Annotated in this window: 1 protein-coding gene; it reads left to right on the top strand. The window is 38.8% G+C overall.

The features are described from left to right. Positions 1-262 precede the first annotated feature (262 nt). A complete protein-coding gene (locus GVN20_RS29460; RefSeq protein ID WP_229599230.1) occupies positions 263-1,372 on the top strand; it encodes an IS110 family transposase in 1,110 nt (369 codons plus the stop codon). Positions 1,373-1,450 lie beyond the last annotated feature (78 nt).

Genomic DNA, 1,450 nt, shown 5'->3' with positions numbered 1-1,450 from the left:
CATATCTTTGAAGTTCATTGAAATTGTTGGAAAAAGTACAATTTTGGGGTAGTTGTTTGACAGGGGTGAACAGCAGCCCGAGTTCCGCCGCAAACACGTCTCAAAATGGACGATGTTGTACCGCTGGTTTATCTGTTCACCCTGTTTTTCTCTGTAAATTCAACAGTACCTATGGATGTTACTTTAAAGTTACAATCCTGTATAGATGTGCAAAATTCGAGAAAAACTGTTAGGCAAGAATTCACCATAAATCAACCTAACAATGAATATGCAAGCCTCCAACTCCGCCATTTTGTTACGTTACTGCGTAGGAATTGATGTAAGTAAAGATACGCTGCAAATCTGTTTATCAGTCATTGACACCCATGGAAAAGTTACTATCAAGGGAAGTAGCAAGGTTAATAACAAAGTTACAGCTTTTGAGAGCTTACTGACATGGGTAGAGAAACACTGTAAAGAACAACGCATACCCATTCGATATGTGATGGAATCTACAGGAGTTTACCATGAGCAAATAGCTTGGTATTTGTTTCAAAAAGACCTTTCAGTAAGTGTTATTCTGCCTAATAAAGCCAAACATTATCTGAAAAGCTTGGGTCACAAATCAAAAAATGACAAGATTGACGCACGAGGGTTAGCTCAAATGGGAGCTGAACAGAGTTTGGGGTTATGGCAGCCCTTGTCGAAAAATATTTATGACTTGAGAATGCTCACCAGGCAGCATCAGCGGCTGCAAGAGTTAAAAAATCAGTCTGATAATCAGAAACATGCTCTTTTAAATAGTCGGATTAGTGATGAATTCATCATCCAACAGTTAGATAAACTGATTAAACTCTATGACCGGCAAATTGACCAGATCAAGAAAGAAATAGACAAGCTTTTAGATAAAGACCCTGTTCTGAAAACCAAAATCGAGCAATTATGTGAGATTAAAGGCTTAGCTACTTTATCCATCGCAACTCTTGTGGCAGAAACTAATGGATTTACAGGCTTTGAAAATGTCCGCCAACTTATCAGTTTCGCGGGTTATGATGTAGTCGAGAATCAGTCAGGCCAACGGGCGGGTAAAACTAAAATTTCCAAGAAAGGTAACAGCAAAATCAGGAGAATTTTATTTCTACCGGCATTCAATGCTGTTAGGTTTGGAGAACCTGCCTGTCAAGCCTTGTTTGAGCGAGTCTTTGAAAAAACCCAAATCAAAATGAAAGCCTATGTAGCCGTTCAGAAAAAACTACTTACTCTTTGCTATGCCATCTGGAAAAATGGCGTAAAATACGACCCTTTGTACTATGCCAACAATGTCAAAGAACTACAAGGAAAGGACAAAAAAATAGTCCCGACCGGCGGGACTACACAGGATGCAACAGTCTAAAACTGTCGCTCCTTCTGAGTCCCAAAAATATTAAAAAAATTCTATTTCAAAATTTGTATTTTAAGACAGTACCAGCGG

This window comes from Runella sp. CRIBMP (assembly GCF_009905605.1).
GTDB lineage: Bacteria > Bacteroidota > Bacteroidia > Cytophagales > Spirosomataceae > Runella.
This window is presented reverse-complemented; position numbering and strand designations above follow the sequence as displayed.

Coding starts and splice junctions, on each gene's coding strand:
- GVN20_RS29460 (WP_229599230.1), top strand. CDS start 263: ATGAATATGCAAGCCTCCAACTCCGCCATTTTGTTACGTTACTGCGTA.